The organism is Christiangramia aquimixticola (genome assembly GCF_048285835.1).
GTDB lineage: Bacteria > Bacteroidota > Bacteroidia > Flavobacteriales > Flavobacteriaceae > Christiangramia > Christiangramia aquimixticola.
On record NZ_JBLVTL010000289.1, the window covers coordinates 1 to 286 of the forward strand.

Genomic DNA, 286 nt, shown 5'->3' on the forward strand with positions numbered 1-286 from the left:
GTCCCGAAATGGCAGCATTCCAATCGTTGCCCTGAGGAGTGACAAATGCTGCGATCAAAACCAGGAATAAAAGTACCGGAGTTACATATTTCATGATCCACTTGTATGCACTTGGAATCTTGATGTCCGCTCCTCGATTGAGCTCTTCCCAACCCCGATTCATTCCGAATATCCAGGTAAAAAGCAAAGTTTCAAGGAAAGCAAAAATCACCAAACTGACTGTTCCTGCCCAATAATCATATTCATCGAAATAGCCATATTGGAAAAACAGCACCGTAGGCAAACC

1 pseudogene is annotated in these 286 nt (G+C 43.4%); it reads right to left on the reverse strand.

Going from position 1 to position 286, the window contains the following annotated elements:
* Positions 1 to 286, reverse strand: a pseudogene (locus ACNKXV_RS14530) (sodium-dependent transporter); the annotation flags it as partial.